The organism is Streptomyces sp. NBC_00122 (genome assembly GCF_045160845.1).
Lineage (GTDB): Bacteria > Actinomycetota > Actinomycetes > Streptomycetales > Streptomycetaceae > Streptomyces.
In genome coordinates this window covers 4154997-4176535 of sequence record NZ_CP108191.1, presented here as the reverse complement: position 1 = coordinate 4176535, position 21539 = coordinate 4154997, and the positions used below count along the sequence as shown (strand labels likewise).

The 21539-nt window shown below is 72.5% G+C and carries 25 protein-coding genes; 7 read left to right on the top strand and 18 right to left on the bottom strand.

Features of this window, described 5'->3' with window-relative positions; translation table 11 throughout:
- Entirely contained in the window at positions 1-663 is a 663-nt protein-coding gene (locus tag OG737_RS20000) for a class I SAM-dependent methyltransferase (protein ID WP_328927492.1), read from the top strand.
- 45 nt (positions 664-708) lie between these two features.
- Here the strand turns inward: OG737_RS20000 and OG737_RS19995 are convergent, their stop codons facing one another.
- Together OG737_RS19995 and OG737_RS19990 are read right to left on the bottom strand one after the other, a co-directional pair.
- A complete protein-coding gene (locus OG737_RS19995; RefSeq protein WP_328927491.1) occupies positions 709-1326 on the bottom strand; it encodes a hypothetical protein in 618 nt (205 codons plus the stop codon).
- A gap of 113 nt (positions 1327-1439) precedes the next feature.
- Complete coding sequence (locus OG737_RS19990) at positions 1440-1607, bottom strand: DUF3117 domain-containing protein (RefSeq protein ID WP_003966491.1); 168 nt, start codon at positions 1605-1607, stop codon at positions 1440-1442.
- A gap of 333 nt (positions 1608-1940) precedes the next feature.
- Here OG737_RS19990 and OG737_RS19985 point away from each other — a divergent pair, with 333 nt between their 5' ends.
- Positions 1941-2744, top strand: coding sequence for an enoyl-CoA hydratase-related protein (locus OG737_RS19985; protein WP_328927490.1), 804 nt, complete (start codon positions 1941-1943; stop codon positions 2742-2744).
- A 22-nt stretch (positions 2745-2766) separates the two neighbouring features.
- Here the strand turns inward: OG737_RS19985 and OG737_RS19980 are convergent, their stop codons facing one another.
- Together OG737_RS19980 and OG737_RS19975 are read right to left on the bottom strand one after the other, a co-directional pair.
- The gene (locus OG737_RS19980; RefSeq protein WP_328927489.1) at positions 2767-3342 is read right to left on the bottom strand and encodes a DNA-3-methyladenine glycosylase I; all 576 of its coding nucleotides are present in this window, start codon (positions 3340-3342) and stop codon (positions 2767-2769) included.
- Positions 3339-3692: a DivIVA domain-containing protein gene (locus OG737_RS19975; protein ID WP_328927488.1), complete on the bottom strand. Its 354-nt coding sequence runs from the start codon at positions 3690-3692 to the stop codon at positions 3339-3341. The genes OG737_RS19980 and OG737_RS19975 overlap by 4 nt, the downstream gene beginning before the upstream one ends.
- Before the next feature lie 76 nt (positions 3693-3768).
- Here OG737_RS19975 and folP point away from each other — a divergent pair, with 76 nt between their 5' ends.
- Positions 3769-4629 carry a dihydropteroate synthase gene (gene folP, locus OG737_RS19970; RefSeq protein ID WP_328927487.1) on the top strand — a complete coding sequence of 287 codons (861 nt, stop codon included), beginning with the start codon at positions 3769-3771 and terminating at the stop codon, positions 4627-4629.
- Between the two features lie 94 nt (positions 4630-4723).
- Here the strand turns inward: folP and OG737_RS19965 are convergent, their stop codons facing one another.
- Entirely contained in the window at positions 4724-5491 is a 768-nt protein-coding gene (locus OG737_RS19965; RefSeq protein ID WP_405678658.1) for a TIGR00730 family Rossman fold protein, read from the bottom strand.
- A 64-nt stretch (positions 5492-5555) separates the two neighbouring features.
- Positions 5556-6635 (bottom strand): succinyl-diaminopimelate desuccinylase, encoded by a 1080-nt coding sequence (gene dapE, locus OG737_RS19960; protein WP_328927485.1) that lies wholly within the window; start codon positions 6633-6635, stop codon positions 5556-5558.
- Between the two features lie 86 nt (positions 6636-6721).
- On the opposite strand from dapE, the gene OG737_RS19955 reads away from it, so the two are divergent.
- Both OG737_RS19955 and OG737_RS19950 read left to right on the top strand, forming a co-directional pair.
- On the top strand, positions 6722-7669 hold the full coding sequence (locus OG737_RS19955) for a hypothetical protein (RefSeq protein WP_405678662.1): 948 nt from the start codon (positions 6722-6724) through the stop codon (positions 7667-7669).
- A gap of 225 nt (positions 7670-7894) precedes the next feature.
- Entirely contained in the window at positions 7895-8254 is a 360-nt protein-coding gene (locus OG737_RS19950; RefSeq protein ID WP_328927484.1) for an ATP-binding protein, read from the top strand.
- Between the two features lie 70 nt (positions 8255-8324).
- On the opposite strand, the gene dapC is transcribed toward OG737_RS19950, so the two are convergent.
- Both dapC and fdxA read right to left on the bottom strand, forming a co-directional pair.
- The gene (gene dapC, locus OG737_RS19945) at positions 8325-9419 is read right to left on the bottom strand and encodes a succinyldiaminopimelate transaminase (protein ID WP_328927483.1); all 1095 of its coding nucleotides are present in this window, start codon (positions 9417-9419) and stop codon (positions 8325-8327) included.
- A gap of 107 nt (positions 9420-9526) precedes the next feature.
- On the bottom strand, positions 9527-9856 hold the full coding sequence (fdxA, locus tag OG737_RS19940; RefSeq protein ID WP_030868357.1) for a ferredoxin: 330 nt from the start codon (positions 9854-9856) through the stop codon (positions 9527-9529).
- A 117-nt stretch (positions 9857-9973) separates the two neighbouring features.
- Here fdxA and OG737_RS19935 point away from each other — a divergent pair, with 117 nt between their 5' ends.
- Positions 9974-10960, top strand: coding sequence for a GNAT family N-acetyltransferase (locus tag OG737_RS19935; protein WP_405678665.1), 987 nt, complete (start codon positions 9974-9976; stop codon positions 10958-10960).
- Positions 10957-11751, top strand: a complete 795-nt coding sequence (locus OG737_RS19930) for a tetratricopeptide repeat protein (RefSeq protein WP_405678667.1) — start codon at positions 10957-10959, stop codon at positions 11749-11751. The genes OG737_RS19935 and OG737_RS19930 overlap by 4 nt, the downstream gene beginning before the upstream one ends.
- A 125-nt stretch (positions 11752-11876) precedes the next feature.
- Here OG737_RS19930 and OG737_RS19925 read toward each other — a convergent pair whose 3' ends face one another.
- The 10 genes from OG737_RS19925 to OG737_RS19880 form a co-directional block, all read right to left on the bottom strand.
- A complete protein-coding gene (locus tag OG737_RS19925) occupies positions 11877-12494 on the bottom strand; it encodes a response regulator transcription factor (RefSeq protein WP_328927480.1) in 618 nt (205 codons plus the stop codon).
- Entirely contained in the window at positions 12491-13657 is a 1167-nt protein-coding gene (locus tag OG737_RS19920; RefSeq protein ID WP_328927479.1) for a histidine kinase, read from the bottom strand. The genes OG737_RS19925 and OG737_RS19920 overlap by 4 nt, the downstream gene beginning before the upstream one ends.
- 4 nt (positions 13658-13661) lie before the next feature.
- Positions 13662-14402, bottom strand: coding sequence for an ABC transporter permease (locus tag OG737_RS19915; RefSeq protein ID WP_328927478.1), 741 nt, complete (start codon positions 14400-14402; stop codon positions 13662-13664).
- Positions 14399-15334 (bottom strand): ABC transporter ATP-binding protein, encoded by a 936-nt coding sequence (locus OG737_RS19910; protein ID WP_405921825.1) that lies wholly within the window; start codon positions 15332-15334, stop codon positions 14399-14401. The genes OG737_RS19915 and OG737_RS19910 overlap by 4 nt, the downstream gene beginning before the upstream one ends.
- Before the next feature lie 131 nt (positions 15335-15465).
- Entirely contained in the window at positions 15466-17301 is a 1836-nt protein-coding gene (locus tag OG737_RS19905; RefSeq protein ID WP_405678672.1) for a hypothetical protein, read from the bottom strand.
- Between the two features lie 358 nt (positions 17302-17659).
- Positions 17660-18043 (bottom strand): DUF6113 family protein, encoded by a 384-nt coding sequence (locus OG737_RS19900; protein ID WP_405678674.1) that lies wholly within the window; start codon positions 18041-18043, stop codon positions 17660-17662.
- The gene (mshB, locus tag OG737_RS19895; RefSeq protein ID WP_405678676.1) at positions 18040-18936 is read right to left on the bottom strand and encodes an N-acetyl-1-D-myo-inositol-2-amino-2-deoxy-alpha-D-glucopyranoside deacetylase; all 897 of its coding nucleotides are present in this window, start codon (positions 18934-18936) and stop codon (positions 18040-18042) included. Before mshB ends, OG737_RS19900 begins: the two co-directional genes overlap by 4 nt.
- 24 nt (positions 18937-18960) lie before the next feature.
- Positions 18961-19155: a hypothetical protein gene (locus OG737_RS19890; protein WP_053677094.1), complete on the bottom strand. Its 195-nt coding sequence runs from the start codon at positions 19153-19155 to the stop codon at positions 18961-18963.
- A gap of 354 nt (positions 19156-19509) precedes the next feature.
- The gene (locus OG737_RS19885; protein WP_328927473.1) at positions 19510-20562 is read right to left on the bottom strand and encodes a dipeptide ABC transporter ATP-binding protein; all 1053 of its coding nucleotides are present in this window, start codon (positions 20560-20562) and stop codon (positions 19510-19512) included.
- Positions 20555-21538, bottom strand: coding sequence for an ABC transporter ATP-binding protein (locus OG737_RS19880; RefSeq protein WP_405678680.1), 984 nt, complete (start codon positions 21536-21538; stop codon positions 20555-20557). The genes OG737_RS19885 and OG737_RS19880 overlap by 8 nt, the downstream gene beginning before the upstream one ends.
- Position 21539 lies beyond the last annotated feature (1 nt).

Genomic DNA, 21539 nt, shown 5'->3' with positions numbered 1-21539 from the left:
TTGCGCCAACTATGGGGACAGGAGAGGGTCATTACCGGCAACCGGCAGACGAGCTGGGCGTTCGCCGACGCGTTTGTCGCCGAGGACGACGCTCTGCGATGGGCCCGCGACCGGTCCAGGGAAGCGGGCCTGCGCTCCGTCTCTCCCGGCACCGGGGCCGCGCTGCGCCTGCTGGCAGCCACCGCGGACGCCAAGGCGGTCGCCGAGATCGGTACCGGAACCGGCGTCTCCGGCATCCACCTGCTCCACGGAATGCGCCCCGACGGGGTGCTGACCACGGTGGATCCCGAAGCGGACCGGCAGGCCTTCGCCCGCCAGGCCTTCCGCGCCGCGGGCTTCGCGGGCAACCGCGCGCGGTTCATCCCCGGCCGCGCACTCGACGTGCTCCCCCGCCTCGCCGACGGCGGGTACGACCTCGTCTTCTGCGACGGCGACCCGGCCGAGTCCCTCGACTACCTTGCTGAATCGTTGCGTCTGCTGCGCCCCGGCGGACTGGTGTGCTTCGAGGGAGTCTTCTCCGAAGGCCGTACGGTCGACTCCGCGGCCCAGCCGGTGGAGGTGCTGCGCGTCCGCGAACTGCTGCGCGCCGTCCGGGAGAGCCCCGCGCTGGAGGCCGCCCTGCTCCCGGTGGGCGACGGGCTGCTGTGCGCCGTGCGGCGCTGAGCCCCGCGCCGCGTCCCCCGCCCCCGCGTGCCCCGTACGTGCGTCTCAGCGCACCAGGGAGAAGGTGAGCGCCGCCGTACCGCCCAGGGCGGCGCCGGCGAGCAGTTGGGCAGCCGTGTGCGCCCGCAGGGCCAGCCGGGACCAGCCGACGGCGGCGGCGATCAGCGCCGCGGGGAGCACGGACGGACCGAAGACGAGCGCCAGGATCATCACGGAGCCGCCGGCCACCGACATGTGGATGGATATCTGCCAGCCGACGGTGACCAGCAGGGACGACACGAGGCCGACGAGCATCGCCACGACGAGCGCGAAGACGTCCTCGGGGGCGTCGAGCCCGTACAGCAGGGTGATCCCGGCGCCGACGGAGACCAGGCTCAGGGCCATCGGGACCACGCGCTGGCGCCGTACGCGGATGTGCTGGTCGGTCAGCGCCCCGCGGCGGACCCCGAGCACGATGATCCCGATCGGGACGGCGCCGCAGAACAGCGCGGCGAGCAGCCCCCAGCCGAGGCCGGACCACGAGGTGGTGCTGTGCCAGCCGATCAGCAGGAGGAGGGCCACCACCAGGTTCGCCGGCGCCAGGACGTCGGAGAGGACCCGGGCCGCCTTCTGACGCGGCGTGCAGTCGGCGAAGGCGGGCGGCGCGGGCGGGGAGAACGTCACGGCGTGGCTCCGGAAGGGGATGGGGCGGCCTGGAGGACGACACAACGCTGCCCCGGCCGCAGATCGCGGTCGGGGCAGCGCAGAGAATGCAGAACGCAGATGGTGCCGACGATTCAGCCGACGACCTTCTTCAGGGCGTCACCCAGGGCGTCCGCCTCGTCCGGCGTCAGCTCGACGACAAGCCGACCGCCGCCCTCGAGCGGTACGCGCATGACGATGCCCCGCCCCTCCTTGGTGACCTCGAGCGGGCCGTCGCCCGTCCGCGGCTTCATGGCCGCCATGCTCGTTCCCCTTCCTGAAACCAGCTCATCGTCAGCCGACGGCCCCATTCAGGCGCCTAGTACCCGGCATCGAACACATTGCTTCCAAGCCATTATCCCGCATGTCAGGACCCGATGACCAACATCGCCCGTGAACGATTGGGCAACGCGCTCGGCCAAAACCACTCATTTCGGGGACCCGCCTGCGATACTTCGCCGCCGCACCGCGCGAACCGCGTCCGCTTTCTTTGACGCACATCACACGCGCGCGTGCGCTCCGGTCCGCCATGCTGGCCCTTGCACCCGGCCGGTACCGGCCGGTAACCATCCCGCGACGAAGGGGTAGCCCCTGCCATGGCCGACAGCGTGCTCTACGAAGTGAACGACGGACTCGCGACCATCACGATCAACCGCCCGGACGCGATGAACGCCATGAACACCGAGGCCAAGGTCGCGCTGCGCGACGCGGTCCAGGCGGCGGCCGCGGACACCGCGGTACGGGCCGTCCTGCTCACGGCGGCCGGCAACCGGGCCTTCTGCGTGGGCCAGGACCTCAAGGAGCACGTCGGGAACCTGCTGTCGGACCGCGAGACCGGCACCTCGCTCACCATGAACACGGTCTCCGAGCACTACAACCCGATCGTCCGGGCGATCACGGAGATGCCGAAGCCCGTGGTGGCCGGCGTGAACGGGGTCGCGGCCGGAGCGGGCTTCGGTTTCGCGCTGGCGGCGGACTTCCGGGTCGTCGCCGACACCGCGTCCTTCAACACCTCGTTCGCCGGGGTGGCGCTGACCGCCGACTCCGGGGTCTCGTGGACCCTGCCCCGCCTGATCGGCGCCTCCCGCGCCTCGGACCTGCTGCTCTTCCCGCGCTCGGTCAAGGCCCAGGAGGCGTACGACCTCGGCATCGTCAACCGCCTGGTCCCCTCGGACTCCCTGCCCGCCGAGGCCGAGGCCGTGGCCCGCGCGCTGGCCTCGGGCCCCACGGTCGCCTACGCGGCCCTGAAGGAGTCCCTGGCGTACGGGGCCACCCACTCCCTCACCGAGGCGCTGGAGCGCGAGGACGTCGTCCAGACCCGCGCCGGAGCCTCCGAGGACCACGCCATCGCCGTCCAGGCCTTCCTCGCGAAGCAGCCGCCGAAGTACCTCGGCCGCTGAGGCCCCTTTGCTCCCGCGAGGCTCAGGCCTCGCGGGAGGCGCAGTCGATCAGGTGGTCGTTGACCAGGCCGCAGGCCTGCATGAGGGCATAGGCCGTGGTGGGGCCGACGAAGCGGATGCCCGCCTTCTTCAGGGCCTTGGCCAGGGCGGTGGACTCCGGGGTGACCGCCGGCACCTCGGTGACCGTGTGCGGGGCCGGGCCCGGCTTCCCGGGGGCGTGGGACCAGATCAGTGCGTCCAGCTCGCCCGGCTCCCAGCCGGCCAGGACCTTCGCGTTGGCCAGGGTCGCCTCGATCTTGGCCCGGTTGCGGATGATCCCCTCGTCGGCCAGCAGCCGCTCCGCGTCGCGGTCGTCGAACTCCGCGACCGCCGCGATCGAGAAGTCGGAGAAGGCCTTGCGGAACCCCTCCCGCCGCCGCAGGATCGTCAGCCAGGACAGCCCCGACTGGAAGGCCTCCAGGCACAGCCGCTCGTACAGCGCGTCGTCGCCGTGCACGGGGCGGCCCCACTCGGTGTCGTGGTAGGCGACGTAATCCTCCGTGGACAGCGCCCACGGGCACCGCAGCAGCCCGTCCGGGCCCGCCACGGTGCCAGTCACCGCTCACCGCCCTTGGTGAGGTCGACGGTCCCGGCCGCGTCCGACGGGCCCGCCGGGGCGGCCGCCGCGGCCGTCAGCTGCGCGATCCGCGCGTCCCGCTCGGCCAGCTCGGCCGCCAGCCGCTCCAGTACGTCGTCCACCTCGGCCATCCGGTATCCGCGCGGCGCGACCGGCAGCCGCAGCGCGTCGATGTCCTCCCGTACGACGGGCCGGGTCTCCGGCAGCCCGTCGGCCACCCGGTCCGGCTCCGCTTCCGGCAGGACGGCCTCCGAGCCACCGCCGATCACCGCCAGGGTGACCGCTGCCACGACCACGACCAGCGCGATCATCAAGAAGAAGAACACGATCAACTCCCCTGAGAGACTCCGGCCACCAGGTTAAGGTCGCAGGCGAGGCGCGAGGGCCGCCGAAGGAGGAAAGAGCAGGATGCTGCGACTGGGCAGGCGCGAGTTCGACACCCACGAGCCGGTGATCATGGCCATCGTGAACCGGACTCCGGACTCCTTCTACGACCAGGGCGCGACGTTCCGCGACGAGCCGGCGCTGGACCGGGTCGAACAGGCGGTCGCCGAGGGCGCCGCGATCATCGACATCGGCGGCGTCAAGGCCGGCCCGGGCGAGCACGTGGACGCAGCCGAGGAGGCGCGGCGGACGGTCGGCTTCGTGGCGGAGGTCCGGCGCCGCCACCCGGACGTGGTGATCAGCGTGGACACCTGGCGGCACGAGGTCGGCGAGGCCGTGTGCGAGGCCGGGGCGGACGTGCTGAACGACGCGTGGGGCGGGGTGGATCCCAGGCTGGCGGAGGTCGCGGCGCGCCACGGGGCCGGGCTGGTGTGCACCCACGCGGGCGGGGTCGAGCCGCGGACCCGGCCGCACCGGACCCAGTACGAGGATGTGATGGAGGACATCCTGCGCGTCACGGTCGGCCTGGCGGAGCGGGCGGCCGCGCTGGGCGTCCGCCGGGACGCGATCATGATCGACCCGGGCCACGACTTCGGGAAGAACACCCGCCATTCCCTGGAGGCCACGCGCCGCCTGTCGGAGATGACCGACACCGGCTGGCCGGTCCTGGTCTCCCTGTCCAACAAGGACTTCGTCGGCGAGACCCTCGACAAGCCGGTCAAGGAGCGCCTGCTGGGCACCCTGGCCACAACGGCCGTCTCGGCCTGGCTGGGCGCCCAGGTCTACCGCGTCCACGAGGTCGCGGAGACCAAGCAGATCCTGGACATGGTCCGCTCCATCCAGGGCCACCGCCCCCCGGCCGTCGCCCGCCGCGGGCTGGCCTGAGTCCGCTCGGGGCCGGGCGGTGACCCGCGGCCGCACCTGGGGCGAGCCCGCGAGCCCCCGGCGGACGACCGCCGGGGGCTCGCGCGGCTCGGTCCTACTTGCCGACTTCCTTCGTCACCAGCGCGATCGCCTCGTCCACGTCGTCCGTGACGTGGAAGAGGTACAGGTCCCTCTCCGAGGCCTTGCCCTGCGCGATCACCGTGTTCTTCAGCCAGTCGATCAGGCCGCTCCAGTACTCGGTGCCGAACAGCACGATCGGGAAGCGGGTGATCTTCTGGGTCTGGACCAGGGTCAGCGCCTCGAACAGCTCGTCCAGCGTGCCGAGGCCGCCGGGCAGGACCACGAAGCCCTGGCTGTACTTCACGAACATCGTCTTGCGCACGAAGAAGTACCGGAAGTTCAGCCCGAGGTCGACGTGCTGGTTGAGCCCCTGCTCGAAGGGGAGCTCGATGCCGAGTCCGACCGAGATGCCGTTCGCCTCGCGGGCGCCCTTGTTGGCCGCCTCCATCGCACCCGGACCGCCACCGGTGATCACCGCGAAGCCCGCGTCGACGAGCGCGCTGCCGATCCGCACCCCGGCGTCGTACTCCGGTGATCCGGCGGGCGTACGGGCCGAGCCGAACACGCTGATCGCGGGCGGCAGCTCGGCGAGCGTGCCGAAGCCCTCGATGAACTCCGACTGGATGCGCAGGACCCGCCAGGGATCGGTGTGCACCCACTCGGAGGGACCGGCCGAATCCAGCAGCCGCTGGTCCGTCGTGCTGCCCGCCTTGATCTGGCTCCGCCTCCTCAGCACCGGCCCGAGCTGCTGCTCCTCGGGCCGGCGCTGAGCGTCCCCATCAGGATTACCGCGGTTGCCCATGACGTGCTCCCTCCTGCTGATCGTTGGATCAGATTAGGCGCACGAAGGTGACGGGAAGCGGAATTCAGTCGGTCAGCCAGGCACGGAGTCGTTCCTCGCAGTGCAGGATCGCCTTCGTCTCGACGCGCTCGTCGACCTTGTGGGCCAGCAGGGCGTCGCCCGGCCCGTAGTTCACCGCGGGGACGCCCAGCGCGCTGAAGCGGGAGACGTCCGTCCAGCCGAACTTCGGCATGGCGCGGCCGCCGACCGCCTCCATGAAGGCCGCCGCCGCCGGGTGGGAGAGACCGGGGAGCGCGCCGCCGGAGTGGTCGTCGACCACGAACTCGGCGACGCCGCAGTCCGCGAAGACCTCCCGTACGTGGGCCAGCGCATCGGCCTCGCTGCGGTCGGGGGCGTAGCGGAAGTTGACCGTGACCGTGCACGCGTCGGGGATGACGTTGTTGGCGACACCGCCTTCGATGCGGACCGCGTTGAGGCCCTCGTGGTACTCCAGGCCGTCGATGACCGGCTTGCGGGGCTCGTACGCCGCCAGCCTGGCCAGGATCGGGCTCGCCGCGTGGATGGCGTTGGCCCCCATCCAGCTGCGCGCGGAGTGGGCGCGCTCGCCGGCCGTGCGCAGCAGGACGCGCAGCGTGCCCTGGCAGCCGCCCTCGACCTCCGCGTTGGAAGGCTCCAGCAGCACCGCGAAGTCGCCGGTCAGCCAGTCGGGATGGGCCTCGGCGACCTTGCCGAGCCCGTTGAGGTCGGCGGCGACCTCCTCCTGGTCGTAGAAGACGAAGGTGAGGTCCCGGTTCGGCTCGGGGACGGTCGCCGCGATGCGCAGCTGTACGGCGACACCGGACTTCATGTCGGTCGTGCCGCAGCCCCACAGGACGTCGTTCTCGTCGAGGCGGGAGGGGACGTTGTCGGCGATCGGAACGGTGTCGAGGTGGCCTGCGAGTACGACGCGCTCGGCGCGGCCGAGGTGCGTGCGGGCGACGACGTTGTTGCCGAAGCGGTCCACGGTGAGGTGCGGCAGGGCCCGCAGCGCGTGTTCCACGAGGTCGGCGAGTACCTTCTCGTCGCCGCTCACGGAGGGAATGTCGACGAGCCGGGCGGTCAGCTCGGCGGCGTCCTGGGTGAGGTCCAGCTCGGATTCGGGCATGGACCGACCCTAACGCCCCGGGCACGGGCGGAGCCTCGGACGTCCGGCCGCTGGACGCGTCATATGGCTCAAGTACGGTGGGCCGCGTGCCCGAGAACCGTGATCCTCGCCCCCGTCGCCGCAGGCCGCTCCGTACGGCCGTGGGTCTGCTCGTCCTGTTCGCGGTGATCGGCTATTTCGCCGTCCAGCGGTACTCCAACGGCGGCGTCGGCGCCCCGCACTGCACGGCCGCCGCGTCCGCCGGCGGCGAGCAGGAGTACGAGATGACCCCGGAACAGGCGGCGAACGCGGCGACGATAGCCGCCGTCGGCATCTCCAAGGGGCTGCCGGACCGGGCGGTGACCATCGCGCTGGCGACCGCGATGCAGGAGTCGGCGCTGCGCAATCTCGACCACGGCGACCGGGACTCGCTGGGCCTGTTCCAGCAGCGGCCCTCGATGGGCTGGGGCACGCCGGAGCAGATCATGGACCCCGTGTACTCGGCCGGGATCTTCTACGACCACCTCGCGGACGTTCCGGGGTATTCGCGGATGCCGCTGACGGTGGCCGCGCAGAAGGTGCAGCGCAGCGGTTTCCCGCAGGCGTACGCGAAGCACGAGTCGGACGCGACGGTGCTGACGGCGACCTTCGGCGAGAGCGGCACGCTGTCCTGCGCGGGCCCGGTCCCGCAGCACGGCGATCCGGAGAAGGTGAAGGCCGAGCTGGTCCGCGCCTTCGGCAAGGAGGTCCTGGGAACTGGCGGAAACGGTGCGCCTGCCGGCCGGACGGCCCCGGGCGGGGCCGCGGAGCCCGAGATCACCCTGCGGCTGAAGCAGGACGGCGGGCCCGGTGAAGCGCGCCGCGGCCGGGCGATGGCGCACTGGGCGGTGGCCCGGTCGCACGAGCTGGGCATCGCCCGGGTCTCGTACGCGGGCAAGGGCTGGACCGGCGGGCAGGACCGGGGCGAGTGGCAGCGGAAGGGCGGGCGCGGCACGTCCGGCGGCGGTCCGGAGAGCTCCTCAGCCGACGAGGTACGGATCTTCATCGCCCGCTGAGGCGCGGGCAGGCGTACGAGTGATCACTCGTGCGGGGGTGGCCGAACGACCCGTCCGCGAGGGTCCCGGAAGCACAGAAGGCCTGGTGGGCGCGCATCCAATGCGCTTGTCGCGGAAGCCGATTAAACGATGCGTTACAGATCCTTTACCCACCGGAGCCGCAACTCCACCCGCCCCACGAGCGGTTGTACATGGCGTACTCAGCCGCTACCGCTTAGGAGCAACATGTCTCTCCCCCTGACCCGTCGGATCGCCCGTGCCGCGCTGCTCGTCGCAGCCGGGGCAGCGCCCGTGGTCGGTGCCGCCGGCGCGGCCAGCGCCGCCGGTCTGGAGTCCGTGCCGCAGCTGGGCGCACTGACCGCCCCGGACGCCGCCGACGCCTCGGCCGTGACCGGTGCCGCCACGGACGCCGCGGGTGCTGCGACCGAGGCCCTGCCGGCCGCCGCCCCCGCCGCCGACGTGGCCGGTAAGGCGACCGGACTGCTCGGCGGGCTGCCCACCACGCAGCAGCTGCCGCTGGCCGGCGGCGGGCTGCCCGGTGGCCTGCCGGGCGGCCTGCCTGGTGGTCTGCCGCTGGGCGGCTGATCCGCCGCGGGCGCACCGAAGGGGCCGGGAGCACGAACTCCCGGCCCCTTCGGGCTGTGCGGGGAGGTCCTCAGCCGAGGCGCTTGACGGCGGCCTCGACGCGCTCGTCGGTGGCGGTGAAGGCCACGCGCACGAACCGCGCGCCCGCCTCGCCGTAGAAGTCGCCCGGCGCGACCAGGATGCCCAGGCCCGCGAGGTAGGCGACCGTCTCCCAGCAGGGCTCGTCCCGGGTCACCCAGAGGTAGAGGCTCGCCTCGCTGTGCTCGACGCGGAAACCGTGCGCCTCCAGGGCGCCGCGCAGCGCCGCGCGGCGGGCGGCGTAGCGGCCGCGCTGCTCCTCGACGTGCGCATCGTCGCCGAGCGCCGCGACGGTGGCCGCCTGCACCGGGGCGGGGGTCATCATGCCGCCGTGCTTGCGGATCTCCAGCAGCTCGCCGAGCACGTCCGCGTCACCGGCGACGAACGCCGCCCGGTAGCCGGCCAGGTTGGACCGCTTGGAGAGCGAGTGGACGGCGACGAGGCCCTCGTACGAGCCCCCGCACACGTCGTCGTGGAGGACGGAGACGGGCTCGGCCTCCCAGCCCAGCTCCAGGTAGCACTCGTCGCTGAAAACCAGGATCCCGTGCTCGCGCGCCCAGGCCACGATCCGGATGAGTTCCTCCTTGGAGAGGACCTGCCCGGTGGGGTTGGACGGGGAGTTGAGCCACAGCAGCTTCACGCCGGCCGGGTCGAGCTCGGTCGGGTCGTCGTAGACGACCGCCTCGGCGCCGCACAGCCGCGCACCGACCTCGTACGTCGGGTAGGCGAGCCGGGGGTAGGCGACCTTGTCCCCGGCTCCGAGGCCCAGCTGGGTCGGCAGCCAGGCCACCAGCTCCTTGGAGCCGACGACCGGCAGGATGTTGCGGTGCCCGGCGGCGCTCGCCCCGAGGCGCCCGCGCACCCAGCCCGTGATCGCGTCGCGCAGGGCGGGCGTCCCCCACACGGTCGGGTAGCCCGGGGAGTCCGCGGCGCCGATCAGGGCGCGCTGGATCAGCTCCGGCACCGGGTCCACGGGCGTGCCGACCGACAGGTCGACGATGCCGTCCGCGTGGGCCGCCGCCGTCGCCTTGTACGGCTCCAGCTTGTCCCAGGGGAAGGCGGGAAGACGGTCGGATACTGCGGCCACGATGGTCTCTGCTCTCTCTGGGTGCTGGACGCGAAGGTCGGGAAACACCTCGGTCCCGTGCGGCGGGCAGGCCGTACGGGACCGAGTGGCGCTAGTGCCGCGAACCCTCAGTGAGACGGGTTGATGTCGGCGGGCAGCGCCGCGATGAAGGGGTGGTCGCGCTCGATCAGGCCGAGCTTGGAGGCACCACCGGGCGAACCGAGCTCGTCGAAGAACTCGACGTTCGCCTTGTAGTAGTCCTTCCACTCCTCCGGAGTGTCGTCCTCGTAGAAGATGGCCTCGACCGGGCAAACCGGCTCACAGGCACCACAGTCGACGCACTCGTCCGGGTGGATGTACAAGGACCGCTGGCCCTCGTAGATGCAGTCGACCGGGCACTCTTCGATGCATGCCTTGTCCTTGACGTCGACACAAGGCTCCGCGATGACGTAGGTCACGCTCTCGTTCCTCCTCGGTAGGGCTTTCCATATCGCGCGGGAGCGCGGCGTCGTCGATGCCCGCACCTAGTATCTCCGTTCCCGGGCACGATCCGAACAGGAGGGGCGTACAGAGCTGTGGAAATCACCGCCGGTGGGCTGCTGGAAATCCGTATTACCCCAGCTGACGTGGGTAAACGAGTCTCTGTACGACGGGTGGAGCGCGGCCGGAGCGGGGTGCCCGAGTACGCGGACGCGGTAGGGGTTCTCACATCCTGGGACCAGGGTGTGCTGCTGATCACACGAAAGAGCGGCCAGACCGTCCGCATCGCGGAATCCTCGCTGGTCGCGGGCAAGGTCGTGCCGCCCGCGCCGGCCCGCCGACGGGGTCCGGCGGCCTCTTTCGAGGAGCTCTCGCGGGTCGGGGCGCGGTCCTGGCAGCCGCTGGAGAGCGAGCGGCTGGGCGAGTGGACGCTGCGGGCGGCCGCCGGATTCACCCGGCGGGCCAATTCGGTGCTGCCGCTCGGCGATCCCGGGATACCGCTGGACGATGCACTCGCGCGGGTGACCTCCTGGTACGCGGAACGAGGACTTCCGGCGTACGTGCAGGCCGCGACGGGGGCGGTCGGCACCCAGGAGCTGCTGATCGCGGAGCTGGAACGGCGCGGCTGGGCGGCCGAGGTGTCGGCGGAGGTACGGATCGGGGCCCTCGCGCCGGTGGGTGACGTGGACGCCCCCGCCGCCGGGGACGTGCGTCTGACGCGCGTCCCGGACGAGGAGTGGCTGGGGCGCTACGGGAAGGTCGCCGACCCGGACGTGGCCCGGGAGGTGCTGGCCCGGGGCCCGTCGGTGTGGTTCGCGGCGCTGCCCGGGGGCCGGGCCGTCGGGCGGTGCGTGGTGGACGGCCGGTGGGCCGGCTTCGCGGCGGTGACGGTCGACCCCGCGCACCGGCGGGAGGGTCTGGCGACGGCGGTGATGGCGGCGCTGGCGCGGCGGGCGCTGGAGGAGGGCGCGTCGGCGGCGTGGCTCCAGGTGGAGACGGACAATCCGGAGGCGCTGGCCCTGTACGACGGGCTGGGCTTCGCGCCGCACCACACGTACCACCACTACCGGGCGTCGGCGTGAGTCCGGCGGACCGGCGGGAGCAGTTCGCGGCGGAAGCCCGGTCGGAGCGGCCGGACCTGGCGCTGCTGTGCCTGCTGCTGGCCGCGGAGGCGGACCCGGAGATGGACGAACGCGCCATGGACTGGGCGCAGATCGAGCTGGACCGGCTGGCCGGGATGCTGCCGTACGGGCTGCGCGGCGGGCGGGCGTGGGCCTCGGCGGTGACGGAACTGCTGGGCGGACGCCTCGGTTTCCACGGCACCCCGGCGGACTACGACCGGCTGTCGTCCTCGCTGCTGCACGAGGTGCTGCGGCGTCGGCGGGGGCTGCCGATCCTGTTGTCGGTGGTGTGGCTGGAGGTCGCCCGGCGGGCCGGTGCGCCGGTGTACGGGCTGGGGCTGCCGGGGCACTTCGTGGTGGGCTTCGGGGACCCGGAGGAGGGCGTGGTGGTCGACCCGTTCGCGGGCGGCGCGTCCTTGGGCGCGGGGCCGGCGGAGCTGGCGCAGGGGCCGCGTACGCCGGCCCGCACGCTGGACATCGTGCTGCGGATCCTGACCAACATCCGGGCGTGGGCCTCGGCCCGGCCGGAGCAGTCGGGGGTGGCGCTGTGGGCGGTGGAGCTGTCGCTGCTGCTGCCGTCGCATCCGGCGTCGCTGCGGATCGAGCGGGCGCGGCTGCTGGTGGAACGGGGTTCCTTCCAGGAGGGCGCGGCCGAGCTGGAGGCGTACGCCGACGTGGTGGCGGCGGTGGATGCCGATGCGGCGGCCCGTATCCGCGCCGAGGCCGTCTCCGCTCGCGCTCTGCTGAACTGACCCGGGCCCGGGGCGCGGTTGCCGCTGCGCGGGGCCTCTCCCCCGCCCCGCCCCTTCCCGGAACCGGGCTCCGCCCGGACCCGCGCCGCAAAGCCGCAGCTCCAAGACCTGGGGCGGAGCCCCGGTCAGAGCCAGCCCTTTTCGCGGGCCGTGCGGACGGCTTCGGCGCGGTTGCGGGCGGCGAGCTTCTGGATCGCCGTCGAGAGGTAGTTGCGGACCGTGCCCTGGGACAGGTGGAGGCGGGCCGCCAGTTCCGCGTTCGTCGCGCCCGACTCCGCCGCCCGCAGGACCTCCCGCTCCCGGTCCGTCAGCGGGTTCGCGCCCTCCGCCAGGGCCGCTGCCGCCAGCGTGGGGTCGATGACGCGCTCCCCCGCCAGGACCTTGCGTACGGCGGCCGCCAGCTGCGCGGCCGGCGCGTCCTTGACCAGGAACGCGGAGGCGCCGGCCTCCATCGCCCCCCGCAGGTAGCCGGGGCGGCCGAAGGTGGTCAGGATGACGATCCGGATCGCGGGGTGGGCGGCGCGGAGGGCCGCGGCCGCCTCGATGCCCGTCATGCCCGGCATCTCTATGTCCAGCAGCGCGACGTTCACGTCGTGCGCGCCCGCCGCCGTCACCACCTCGTCGCCGCGGGCGACCTGGGCCAGTACCTCGATGTCCGGTTCCAGGCCGAGGAGGGCGGCGAGGGCCTCGCGGACCATCGACTGGTCCTCCGCCAGGAGGATGCGGATGGGGCGTGAGGTCATGATCCTGATCCTAGGTCCAGCGGGACACGGGCCGTGAGGGCGAAGCCGGACTTTCCGGCCGGGCCCGCCGTCAGGGTGCCGCCGACCGCCTCCAGGCGTTCGGTCAGGCCCGTCAGGCCGTTGCCGGGCAGGCCCGGACCGCCCGTGCCGTCGTCCGACACCGTCAGCTCGGCCACCGGGCCCGCGAGCGTCTGGCGGGTCTCCAGCGTGACCCGGCAGCGTGTGGCCCCGCTGTGGCGGACCACGTTGGTCACCGCCTCGCGCAGCGACCACGCCAGCGCCGACTCCGCCTCTTCCGGAAGACCGCCCTCCGGTTCCTTCGGGATGTCCGCCACCACGCCCGCCGCGGCCAGCGCGGTCCGGGCGCCCGCGAGTTCGCCGGGCAGGGTGGGCCGCCGGTACCCGCTCACCGCTTCGCGTACGTCGACCAGCGCCTGCCTGCTGACCCGCTCGATGTCCGCCACCTGCTGGGCGGCGGCGTCGGGCTGTCCGGGCAGCATCCGGCCCGCCAGCTCGCTCTTCAGCGTGATCAGCGACAGCGAGTGGCCCAGCAGGTCGTGCAGGTCGCGGGCCAGCCGCAGGCGCTCCTCGTTGGCCGCGAGCTGCGCCACCGTGGCCCGGGCCTCGCGCAGTTCGATGGTGGTCCGGATCATCGCCCGGATGCCGACCATCGCGAAGCCGCCCATCAGGGCCGGGATCAGCAGGCCCGCCAGGTAGTCCTCCCCGCCCGGCACCGCGAAGGCCGTGGCCGTCATCAGCGCGGTCGCGCCCGGGACCGTCCAACGGGAGATCTCCCCGGGCAGCGCGGCGCCGGAGGAGATGGACACGTAGACGAAGAGCACGAGCCATTCGCGGCCCAGCGTCAGCGACAGGACCGTGGCCTGGGCGGAGAGCACCGCGAGCGAGACCAGGACCCGGCGGACCGCCATCTGCCGGGCGGTGCGGAAGACCAGCACCAGGTACCAGGCGACGAAGGCCGCGAGGCCCAGGCCGCCGAGCAGCCGGACCCCGGGGCTGTGTCCGCCGTGGATCAGGTCGATGACGGGTGCGCTCAGGTAGAAGAGCCAGACGCTGATCCAGAGCGCCTTCACCAGCTTCTCGCGGTGGTTCTCCGGCGGCTTGCCGATCCCCGTGCGGTCGTCGTCCTCCTGCGTCAGGGCCACTGGTTCATGCCTTCATCGAGTCCTTGCGGTACAGCCAGGCGGCGGCACCGGTGAACAGTACGAAGTACACCGCGAGGATCGCCACGTCCTTGGCCTGGGGCGCCCCGCCGAGCTCGATGGCCTGGCCGAGGCCCGCGTAGGCGTGGGTGGGGAGCCAGCTCGCGATGGTCTGGAGCCACTGCGGGAAGTTCGTGGTGGGCATCCACAGGCCGCCGAGGATCGACAGGCCGAAGTAGAAGATCATCGTGATGGGGCGGACGGTGTCCCCGCTCGCCAGGTAGCCGATGGCGACGCCGAGCGCGGCGAAGACGAGGCTGCCGGCCCAGATCGCACCGGTGAGGGCGAGCCACTGCCAGGCGGCGAACCGTACGTCCTTCACGGCGGCCGCCACCGCGAAGACGATCACGATGGACGGGAGCGAGAGCACGCCCGCGCCGGCGGTCTTGGCGAGGACGTAGCCGCGGCCGGGCAGGGCGGTCAGCCGGAGCTGGCGGACCCAGCCCTGCTCGCGCTCCTTGGCGATGCGCTCGCTGTTGCCCATCAGGACGGCGGTCAGGGCGCCGAAGGAGGCCATGGCGACCATGTAGAAGGCGGGCATGGTCAGTTCGGTGCCCATGACCTTCGTCGTGCCGTCGAGGGTGCCGCCGAGCATCAGGAAGAGGGCGGCCGGGTAGAGCACGGTGAAGAAGATGTACTTCTTGTTGCGCAGGGCGCGGGTGATTTCGAGCTTGATCAGGGCGTTCACTTCGAGGCCTCCTCGGTGAGGGCGATGAAGGCCTGTTCCAGGCCGAGGCCCGCGACCTCCAGGTTGCGGGGGTAGAGCCCGAGCGCGTAGACGGCGTGCACGGTCGCGTCGGCGTCGCGGGACTGGAGCCGCACGGTCGCGCCGTGCCGCTCGTAGGCGGTGAGGGCGGGCAGGGCGCGGAGCATCTGCTCGTCCACCGGGTCCTGGGCGTCCAGGTCGAAGGAGATCTTCCGGGCGCCCGCCCTGGCCTTGATCTCGGCGGCGGTGCCGTCGGCCAGCAGCCGGCCCTTGTTCAGCACCAGCACCCGGTCGGCGATCGCGTCCGCCTCTTCCAGGTAGTGCGTGGCGAACAGGACGGTGCGCCCCTGGGCGGCCTGTTCCCGCATGGTGGCCCAGAAGGCCTGGCGGGAGGTCACGTCCATGCCGGTGGTCGGCTCGTCCAGCACGATCAGGTCGCTCTGTCCGGCGGTGGCGAGGGCGAAGCGGACGCGCTGCTCCTGGCCGCCGGAGAGCTTGTTGACCATCCGGCCGGCTATGCCGTCGACCCCGGCGCGGGCCAGCACCTCGTCCACCGGGTACGGGCGGGGGTGCAGGGAGCAGCCGAGGGCGACGATTTCGCGTACGGTCACCTCCTCCATCAGGCCGCCGCTCTGGAGCATCGCGCCGACGCGGCCGGCGGCGACGGCCTCGCGCGGGGTGGTGCCGAAGAGCCGGACGGAGCCGGAGTCGGCGGGGCGCAGGCCGAGCAGGAGGTCGAGGGTGGAGGATTTTCCGGCGCCGTTGGGGCCGAGGAGTGCGACGGTCTCGCCCGGGTGGAGGGAGAGGGAGAGGCCGTCGACGGCCCGGACGGTGCCGTAGCTCTTGGTCACGTTCTCGAAGCTCACCACGGTGTCGGTGGCGGGCTTCGCGGTGCGTGTCGCGGTCGTCGTCATGGCTCAAGATTCGCCCGCACGGGGTCTCGCGCGGCAGTGCCGACCGTCGTGGGTGCCGCATGACGGATGTCATGCGGCGGACATGACGGTGCCCCCGCCCGGGTGGGGCGGGGGCACCGGTGTGGGGCTGCCTAGCTCGCGTTGGTGTCGATGACCGCGGTCCGCTCGGCCGTCGTCTTGCCGCGCAGGGCCTTGACGAGGGCGCCGGCGACGTCCTGCGGGGTGACGGCGGTCTTGGAGCCGTCGCCGCGGGTGATCAGGACGCCGTCGAAGGCGTTCCCGTAGGTCTGCTTGAGGGCTTCCAGGTCGAACTTCTCGACGAGGTGGCCGTCGACCGGCTGCATGCTGAGGATGCGGGGCAGGGACTTGCTGCCGAAGGGGATGGACTTGGTGCCGGCCTTGACCGTGGCGTTGGCGGACATCGCGGGTTCGGCGAAGTCCTTCATGGCCCGGTCGAGTTCGGCCTGGTCGATGACGGGCGCCTTGGTGGTGACCGGCAGCTCGGGCACGGTCGGCTTGCCCGTGGCCACCATGTCGCGGAAGGCCTTGGTCACCTGCGGGACGGAGGCGTCCACGTCCAGGGTGGTGCCGGCGGTGCCGGGGACGGCCACGGCCTTGCCGGTGTCGAACTTGATGGTGCCCTCGGTGGCCGAACCGGAGGTGCCCGCGAGCTCCTGGAGCGCGACCTGGAGCTTCTCCTCGTCGACCGGCAGAACGGCGTCGGCCTTGCGCTCGTTGCCGAGGAGGGAGCCGATGACGGTGATCGGGTTGTAGTCGCTGCCGGCCGCGTTGCGGACGGTGGTCTGGCTGTCCAGGGTCAGGCCGGCCTTCTCGGGCTTCAGCTCGACCTGCTTGCCGCCGACGCTGACCTGGAGCGGGGTGGTGGCGCGGCCGCCGAAGGCCGTCTGAAGCTTGGCCACGGCCTCGTCGCGGCTGCCGCTGATGTCTACACCGAGGACGGTGGTGCCCTTGGGGACGTCGGAGTGGTTCAGGAGCAGCCCGGCTCCGTAGGCCACGCCGAGGAGGACCACGGCGGCGCCGCCGAGGAGGACCAGCTTGGAGCGGCCCTTCTTGGCGGGCTTGGCGGCCTTGGCGGGGGCGGCCTTCTCCTGCTGGGCCGCCGGGCGCGGGGCGGCCGGGGCGGGCGCCGGGACCGGGGTCGGCACACGGTCCGCCTCGGGTCCGGGCCAGCTCGGCGCCCCCTGGGCCGGGGAGCCGCCGACGGGGCCGGTGCCGAAGCCGGGTCCGCCCGTGGGGCCGGGGAAGCCGTCGGCCTGGCTGTCGTAGACGGGGAACGCCTCGGTGACGGGGCCGTCGGCCTGGCCGCTCCCGTACGCCGGGAAGCCCTGGGTCGATCCGACGCCGGGGCCGCCGGGTGCGGGGGCGGCCGGGGAGAAGCCCGGACCGTAGTCCGCGACCGGCGGGGGCGGGGTGCGCGGCGCGGCGAAGCCCGCGTCGGCCACCGGCGGGGCCTGGGTGCGCGCGGGCGGCGGGAAGCCCGCGCCCGGCCCGGCCGGAGCCGGCGGGGTGGCCCGCGGAGCGGGCGACGGGGCCCGGCCGGCCACGGGCGGCGCGGCCTGCTCCCGGACGGGCAGCGGCGGGAGGGCCGCGGGGGCCGGGGCGGATGCCTTCCGGGGAGCGAACCAGTTGCTGGCCGGCTCCTCGGCTTCGCCCGCGCCCTGGGCGCCGGCCGGCTCCTGCTCGGCCTCGATCCGGGTCGGCACGGGCTTCGGCCGCTGCGCGAGCGGCGGCTCGGGCGCCCGCCCGGGCGCCGGCTCGGACGCCTGCTGCGGCGTCGGCCGGGTGTCCGGCGCGGCGCCGGCCTCTCCGGAGCCGCTGCCCATCGCCTTGCGTACGACCACCGGCGGGATCGGCCGCGAACCCGGGATGTTGATCCGGATCCGGGTCGTCAGGGTGGTCTCGGTCTTGGGCCCGTCGGAATCGGGCGTGGACGGCTTCGAGGTCACAGAGTTCTCCTCCGGGGCGGTCGACGCGCCGGGCCCAGGTGGCACAGTCGTGGACGGATACTGGCCGGTTCCATACGGCGGCGTACCCGAGGGGTATGCGGCTCCACCGCGCCCGTTGGGCCCGGAGGACGAACTGTCAGTTTCACGACTCAAGGCAGGTTCTCCCGGTTGGCTCCGCCGCCCGTCATACCGTGCGCGGGCAGCTCGGCGGCCCGTCCACCATACTGGCCGTCGCCGCCGGGCAACTGACCCAAGGGAATCCCTGGTTCCTCATAGGCCCCGCCAAACCCCCCTGAAGCGGCCCTCGGGCCCCGGTCCGCTCGTGCCGCGCCGACTCCCTACGGAGTCCGACACCACGTCACTTGGCAGGCCGCGCGGCCGAAACCGGCCGATCCAGCGGACCGCGCATCGTGGCACACATCACAGCGAGCACCGTTCCCCCCAAAAGGTAGGCGTACAGGCCGATTCCGGACGAACTGAGCAGGAAGTCGCCCTCGGGGCGCGGGGCGCCGAGCAGCACGTACGCGAGGAACCAGCCGACCGCGGCCCCGCCCACCCCGAGTCCGGTCCCGAGCGCGATCCGCCCGCCGAGGAACAGTCCGAAGGTCGCCAGCAGCGCGAGGAGCAGGCCGCCGGGGAACCACAGGTCCACCACCAGCCAGCCGGCCGTGCCGGTCAGGGCGCCCACCACCAGCAGGCCCAGGCTGCCGGCGATCCGCGCCGGGGTCAGCGTCCCGGTCACGCGTCCACCCCCGCGAAGAGGTCGTGCTCGCGCTCGCCCGCCGGTGCGCCCGGACGGCCCTGCACGAGTTCGTAGTACTCCCGGGCGAACAGCGGCTGCGCGAGGTCGTTGGAGAGGGCGAAGAAGGGCCCGTCCACGGCGATCTGGGTGGCGTGGGCGCGCATGGCGGCCGCCTTCGCCGCCACGAACCGCTCCTCGGCGCCGATCTCCGCGGTGATCCGCTCGTCGGGGACGACCCCCGGCACGTCCTCCGGCGAGGCCAGCCCCGGGAAGGGCGCCGCGTCGCCGGCCGCCCTCAGCCTGGCGAAGCCCTCCTCGACCACCGAGAGCGGGACGCGGTTCCAGTAGATCTTCCCGACGGCGTGCGGCTCACCGAGGTCACGCCGGTACGCGCCCTCCGCGGCGAGTTCGGCCGCGCGCATGGCGACCCGGTGCGCCTGGATGTGGTCGGGATGCCCGTAACCGCCGTCCGGGTCATAGGTGACGAGCACCTGCGGACGCACCTGCCGGATCACCTCCACGAGGTAGGCGGCGGCCTCGTCCACGTCGGCGGACCAGAAGGCCTCCGGGCGGTGGTTCTGCGGGGCGCCCATCATTCCGGAGTCCCGGAAGCGGCCGGGGCCGCCGAGGAACCGGTGGTCGCCGACGCCCAGCTCGGCCATGGCGGCGGCGAGTTCGCCGACGCGGTGGGCACCGAGGCTGTCGTCGCGGTCGGCCGCCAGGTGGGCGAGCGCGGGCGGGATGACCTCCCCCTCCTCGCCGAGGGTGCAGGTCACCAGGGTGATGTGGGCACCCTCGGCCGCGTACTTGGCCATGGTGACGCCGTTGTTGATCGACTCGTCGTCCGGGTGCGCGTGCACGAGGAGCAGACGACGGGCGGGAAGACCGTTCATGGCGCCTAGCGTACGAGGCGGGTCCTAGAACTTGAGCCCACTGATCATGCTGGCCACGTTCGAAGTGAGCTGACTGAGGGTCGGGGCGATGGTGGAACTCGCCAGATAGAAACCGAGGAGCACACAGACCACCGCGTGTCCCGCCTTCAGGCCCGACCTTCGGACCAGCAGGAATACGACGATCGCCAGCAGCACCACGGCCGAGATCGAGAGTGCCACGGCGTTTCACCTCCACGTCGAGCGGACATCGGTACACGATTCGTGCTCGGCGAGAGTCATACCCACCGTGCGCTACGGATCATAACTTTCCGTACCAGCGCATCGATCGAAATCCGGCAGCACAAGGGGCGCACGCCGCGCATGGACAGGGTCACCGGGGAGGCCGGCCGGAGGGGCTGTACGCCTCCCCGGCCGGCTGTCGGCACCCGCACGGCCGCACGGCATCCAGGCTGCATGCCCCAGATCTCGGGGCAGAAACGGTCAAGTTGCCCCCGTGTAAACGACGTTGAGCAGCGGAGCCGTCGATTCCCCGCCGGATACCCGCGGGTGGCCGGAAATGATCGACGGCGTGAGCTACTCCTTCGTGAGCGGAGGCGGCGGGGAGGCCGTCGGCGGGACCACCCGCTTCTCCGCCGCGAAGTGACAGGCCGACGGGTGGGCCGCCGGCCCGGACGGGAAGGCCGCCGGGACCGCGAGCAGCGGCACCTCCACCACGCACCGCTCCTGGGCCTTCCAGCAGCGGGTGCGGAAGGGGCATCCCGAGGGCGGGTCCGCCGGGGACGGCACGTCGCCGGAGAGGATGATGCGCTCCCGGTGGGTGCGGGCCTCCGGGTCGGGGACGGGTACGGCCGACAGCAGGGCCTGGGTGTACGGGTGGGTCGGGTGGTCGTAGATCTGGGTGTCGGTTCCGATCTCCACGATCCGGCCCAGGTACATGACCCCGACCCGGTCCGAGATGTGCCGGACGATCGACAGGTCGTGCGCGATGAAGACGTAACTCAGCCTGAACTCGTCCTGGAGGCGCTCCAGCAGGTTGATCACCTGGGCCTGCACGGACACGTCCAGGGCGGAGACCGGCTCGTCGGCGACGATGATCTCGGGCTGGAGGGCCAGGCCGCGGGCGATGCCGATGCGCTGGCGCTGGCCGCCGGAGAACTGGTGCGGGTACCGGTTGATGTACTCCGGGTTCAGGCCCACCACGTCCAGCAGGTCCTGGACCTTCTGCCGGCGCGAGCCCTTCGGGGCGACCTCCGGGTGGATGTCGTACGGCTCGCCGATGATGTCGCCGACCGTCATGCGCGGGTTCAGCGAGGTGTACGGGTCCTGGAACACCATCTGGATGTTGCGCCGGACCGCCTTGAGGGCGCGCCCGGACAGCTTGGTGATGTCCTCGCCCTTGTACGAGATCGCGCCGGCCGTAGGCCGTTCCAGGTTGACCAGCATCTTGGCGACGGTCGACTTCCCGCAGCCGGACTCGCCGACGATGCCCAGCGTCTCGCCGGCGCGCAGGTCGAAGGAGACCCCGTCCACGGCCTTGACCGCGCCGATCTGCTTGCGGAAGACGATGCCCCGGGTCAGCGGGTAGTGCTTGACGAGGTCCTTCACTTCCAGAAGGGACTCAGCCATGGAGGCACTCCTTCCAGAAGTGGCAGGCGCTGCTCCGCCGCACCGGTGACCCGGTCACCGCGTACAGCGGCGGGACGTCGGTCCGGCACACCGCCTGCGCCATCGGACAGCGCGGGTTGAAGGCGCAACCGGGCGGGATGGCCAGCAGGTTGGGGGGCAGGCCCTTGATCGCGTACAGCTCCTGGCCCTTCTGGTCGAGGCGCGGGATGGAGTCCAGCAGGCCGCGGGTGTACGGGTGCGCGGGCGCCCGGTAGATCTCGTGCACCGGGGCCGCCTCGACGATCCGGCCCGCGTACATGACGGCGATCTTGTCGGCGACGTCGGCGACCACGCCGAGGTCGTGGGTGATCAGGATCAGCCCCATGTTCAGCTCGCGCTGGAGCTCGGCCAGCAGGTCCATGACCTGCGCCTGGACGGTCACGTCGAGGGCCGTGGTCGGCTCGTCGGCGATGATCAGCGAGGGCTCCAGGGCCAGCGCCATGGCGATCATGATGCGCTGGCGCATGCCGCCGGAGAACTGGTGCGGGTAGTCCCCCACCCGCTGCTTCGCCGCCGGGATCTTCACCCGGTCCATCAGCTCGACGGCCTTGCCCTTGGCGTCCTTGCGGGACATCCCGCGGTGGACCTCGTACATCTCGCCGAGCTGCGCGCCCACGCTGAGCACGGGATTCAGGGAGGAGAGGGCGTCCTGGAAGATCATGGCCATGTCGGCGCCGCGGATCTTCCGCCGGTCCTCCTCCTTCATCTTCAGCAGGTCCTGGCCCTTGAAGAGGATCTCGCCGCCCGCGATCCGGCCCGGGGGCATGTCCAGGATGCCCATGATCGCCTGGGCGGTCACCGACTTGCCGGAGCCGGACTCGCCGAGCACGGCGAGGGTCTCGCCCTCCTCCACCGAGTAGTCGACGCCGTTGACCGCCTTCGCGACTCCGTCGCGCGTCTTGAATTCCACGTGCAGGTCGCGGACTTCGAGCAGCATG

What these genes read in the sequence shown, in the direction of transcription:
- OG737_RS19990 (WP_003966491.1), bottom strand. Translation starts at nt 1,607, where the DNA reads ATGGCGGCCATGAAGCCGCGGACGGGCGACGGCCCGCTCGAGGTCACC.
- OG737_RS19985 (WP_328927490.1), top strand. Translation starts at nt 1,941, where the DNA reads ATGGCCGACAGCGTGCTCTACGAAGTGAACGACGGACTCGCGACCATC.
- folP (WP_328927487.1), top strand. Translation starts at nt 3,769, where the DNA reads ATGCTGCGACTGGGCAGGCGCGAGTTCGACACCCACGAGCCGGTGATC.
- OG737_RS19965 (WP_405678658.1), bottom strand. Translation starts at nt 5,491, where the DNA reads ATGGGCAACCGCGGTAATCCTGATGGGGACGCTCAGCGCCGGCCCGAG.
- dapE (WP_328927485.1), bottom strand. Translation starts at nt 6,635, where the DNA reads ATGCCCGAATCCGAGCTGGACCTCACCCAGGACGCCGCCGAGCTGACC.
- OG737_RS19950 (WP_328927484.1), top strand. Translation starts at nt 7,895, where the DNA reads ATGTCTCTCCCCCTGACCCGTCGGATCGCCCGTGCCGCGCTGCTCGTC.
- OG737_RS19925 (WP_328927480.1), bottom strand. Translation starts at nt 12,494, where the DNA reads ATGACCTCACGCCCCATCCGCATCCTCCTGGCGGAGGACCAGTCGATG.
- OG737_RS19910 (WP_405921825.1), bottom strand. Translation starts at nt 15,334, where the DNA reads ATGACGACGACCGCGACACGCACCGCGAAGCCCGCCACCGACACCGTG.
- mshB (WP_405678676.1), bottom strand. Translation starts at nt 18,936, where the DNA reads ATGAACGGTCTTCCCGCCCGTCGTCTGCTCCTCGTGCACGCGCACCCG.
- OG737_RS19885 (WP_328927473.1), bottom strand. Translation starts at nt 20,562, where the DNA reads ATGGCTGAGTCCCTTCTGGAAGTGAAGGACCTCGTCAAGCACTACCCG.
- OG737_RS19880 (WP_405678680.1), bottom strand. Translation starts at nt 21,538, where the DNA reads ATGCTGCTCGAAGTCCGCGACCTGCACGTGGAATTCAAGACGCGCGAC.